We start from the raw sequence: 2,459 nt of genomic DNA, 5'->3' as shown, positions 1-2,459 counted from the left end.
CCGCGCTGGTGGCCGACGGCCTGCACGCCCGTACCGACGGATTCACCTCGCTGGCCGTGCTCTTCGGCGCGGGCGGCGCGGCGCTGGGCTGGCGGGCGGCCGACCCGGTCGTGGGCCTGCTGATCACCGCGGCGATCCTCGTCGTCCTGCGTGACGCCGGCCGCGAGGTGTTCCGCCGGATCATGGACGCCGTCGACCCCGCGCTGGTCGACGCCGCCGAGCACGCGCTGCGGGAGGTCCCGGGCGTACGGGCCGTGGGCGAGCTGCGGCTGCGCTGGATCGGGCACCGGCTGCGCGCGGAGGTCGCGGTCGAGGTGGACGGCGACCTGAGCGTGCGCGAGGCGCACGGGGTGGCCGTGGAGGCCGAGCACGCCCTGCTGCACGCGGTGCCGAAGCTGACCGCGGTGCTCGTGCACGCCGACCCCGCCCCCGCCCCCGGACTGGCCGACCCGCATGCGGCGCTGGCCCATCACGCGGTCCGGACGGGCCCGTCGCGGGATGTGCCGTAGCACACCGCCCGCCTCTCCCTCGCCGCGCACGACCTGCTCCGCCGGCTCCGGAGCACGGACGTCCGTTACTATGAACACATGTTCATGAACGAGCGTTCATTGCGGGAGGTGTCATGACGGACGTCGACGTACGCCGGCTGACCAAGGTCTACGACGGCCGGCGTGCCGTAAACGAGGTGTCGTTCACGGCGCCTTCGGGCCGGGTCACCGGCTTCCTCGGCCCCAACGGCGCGGGCAAGACGACGACCCTGCGCATGGTGCTCGGGCTCGCCTCGCCCACCGCGGGCGAGGCGTTCATCGGCGGGTACGCCTACCGGGAACTGGCCCGTCCGCGCCGGTCGGTCGGCGCGTTGCTGGAGGCCACCGGCTTCCACCCGGGCCGCAGCGGGCGCACCCACCTGCGCGTCCTCGCCCGCCTGTGCGGGGTGTCGGAGGCGCGCGTCGACGAGGTGCTGGAGCTGGTGGAGCTGGGAGATGCCGCCGGCCGCCGGGCCGGCGGCTACTCGCTGGGGATGCGCCAGCGGCTGGGCCTGGCCGCGGCTGTGCTCGGCGATCCGGAGGTGCTGGTGCTCGACGAGCCGGCCAACGGCCTGGATCCGGCGGGTATGGCGTGGCTGCGCGCCCTCCTGCGCGCGTGGGCGGCCGAGGGACGCACCGTGCTGGTCTCCAGCCACGTGCTCAGCGAGGTGGCGCAGACGGCCGACCACGTCGTGATCATCAGCCGGGGCCGTACGCGCTTCGACGGCGCGCTGGCCGAGCTGGGCAGCCGGTCGGTGTCCGTCCGTACGTCCCAGGCGGCGCGGCTGCGCGAGCTGCTGACCGCGCGGGGGCACGAGGCGGTCGCCGCCGGCGAGGGGGTGCTCGACGTCCGCGGCGCGAGCGCCGAGGAGATCGGCCGGATCGCGGCCGGCGCCGGCGTGGTCCTGGCCGGGCTGAGCGAGGGCCGGGCCTCGCTGGAGGAGGCGTTCCTGAAACTCACCGAGTCCGAGTCCGAGTCCGAGTCCGAGTCCGAACCCGGGGCCGGGACCGTGTCCGGTCGCGCGGGTGCCGCCGCCCGATGAAGGAGACCACCCCCATGGCCGCTCTGTTCAGCGCGGAACTGCTGAAGCTCCGTACCGTACGCAGCACATGGCTGCTGCTTCTGGCCGCCCAGTTGTTCACCGTCGCCGGTGCGCTCGGGCCGGTCCTCACCGGCGACGACGCGAACGACACCGAAACCTGGAGCCGGTCCGTCTCGCACGCCGGGCTGGCCGCCATGTTCGCGCTGGTCCTCGGCATCTTCGCGGTGGCCGGCGAGCACCGGCACAGGACGATCACCGAGACCTATCTCGCCGTGCCGCTGCGCGGCCGTGTCGTCGCGGCCAAGGTGGTCGTCTCCACCGCGGCGGGCCTGCTGTTCGGCGCCGCCGCCGCCGCGACCGCCCTCGTCACCACGGCCGTCGCCGTCAGCGCCGCGGGCGGCGCCTTCGACGCCGCCGACGGTGAGCTGTGGCGCACCCTGGCCGGCGGCGTCGCCTGGAACGCCGCGTTCGCCGCGATCGGCGTCGGCGTCGGCGCCCTCGTGCGCAACCTGGCCGGGGCCATCGCCGCGGCGCTGGCCTGGATCGCCCTGGTCGAGGGCGTCGTCGCCGCACTGGTCGGGGACGGCGCGGGGCGCTGGCTGCCCCTGGCGGCCGGGCGTGCGCTGGCCGGCATCGGCACCGGCGGGCTGCCGCAACCCGGTGCCGGAGCGCTGCTGGCGGGGTACGCGGCGCTGATCGCCGTGCTCGCCGGCTGGGCTACGCTCAGGCGTGATGTCACCTAGGCGAGCAGCGATCCTGCGCGACGGCGATGGCGACCGGACCCTGCGCGAGCACCTGGTCGCCACCGCCGCCCGGCTCATCTCCGCACGCGGCACCGCCGGCCTGACCGTGCGGGACATCGCACGCGAGGCCGGGGTGGCGGACGGGG

At 75.7% G+C, this 2,459-nt stretch carries 4 protein-coding genes; all 4 read left to right on the top strand.

The window, feature by feature from the left end; all coding sequences use genetic code 11:
* Nucleotides 1–509: cation diffusion facilitator family transporter (locus I003_RS33870; RefSeq protein WP_037722217.1), on the top strand; the 509-nt coding region annotated here is incomplete at its 5' end.
* 113 nt (nucleotides 510–622) lie between these two features.
* Nucleotides 623–1,570, top strand: coding sequence for an ABC transporter ATP-binding protein (locus I003_RS33865; RefSeq protein WP_051368625.1), 948 nt, complete (start codon nucleotides 623–625; stop codon nucleotides 1,568–1,570).
* Nucleotides 1,571–1,584: 14 nt separating this feature from the next.
* On the top strand, nucleotides 1,585–2,313 hold the full coding sequence (locus I003_RS0129370) for an ABC transporter permease (protein WP_027774703.1): 729 nt from the start codon (nucleotides 1,585–1,587) through the stop codon (nucleotides 2,311–2,313).
* A partial coding sequence (locus I003_RS33860) for a TetR family transcriptional regulator (protein ID WP_158689052.1) occupies nucleotides 2,303–2,459 on the top strand: 157 nt, incomplete at its 3' end. The genes I003_RS0129370 and I003_RS33860, both read left to right, overlap by 11 nt.

Source organism: Streptomyces sp. CNQ329, assembly GCF_000482585.1.
The sequence above is the reverse complement of the archived record's forward strand: the minus strand, read 5'-3'. Positions and strand labels throughout refer to the sequence as shown.

Bases quoted from the DNA above. Each gene is read 5' to 3' on its own strand.
- I003_RS0129370 (WP_027774703.1), top strand. From the start codon at position 1,585: ATGGCCGCTCTGTTCAGCGCGGAACTGCTGAAGCTCCGTACCGTACGC.
- I003_RS33865 (WP_051368625.1), top strand. From the start codon at position 623: ATGACGGACGTCGACGTACGCCGGCTGACCAAGGTCTACGACGGCCGG.